The 289-nt window shown below is 70.2% G+C and carries 1 pseudogene; it reads left to right on the top strand.

Annotated elements, in window-relative coordinates:
- Window positions 1–289 (top strand): annotated as a pseudogene (locus JT719_RS24610) (hypothetical protein); the annotation flags it as partial.

Here is a 289-nt window from a genome sequence, read left to right as displayed (position 1 = left end):
ATCCGGTGCCGTCGCGGGGATGTTCTGCGCCTGCACCGAAACCACGGAGGAGGTGCGGGCCAAGCGCCAGATCGCCGCGGAAGGCGACCGGCTGCGCGAGCTGTTCCGGCAGGCGCCCGGCTTCATGTGCGTGCTGCGCGGGCCGAACCACGTCTTCGAACTCGCCAACGACGCCTACCACCGGCTCGTCGGCCAGCGCGATCTCCTGGGCAAATCCGCCCGCGAGGCGCTGCCCGACCTCGCCGAACAACGCTTCTTCGATCTGCTGGACCGCGTGTACCGGACCGGC

This window comes from Sabulibacter ruber, from assembly GCF_017355955.1.
Taxonomy (GTDB): Bacteria; Bacteroidota; Bacteroidia; order Cytophagales; family Hymenobacteraceae; genus Nibribacter; species Nibribacter ruber_A.
This window is presented reverse-complemented; position numbering and strand designations above follow the sequence as displayed.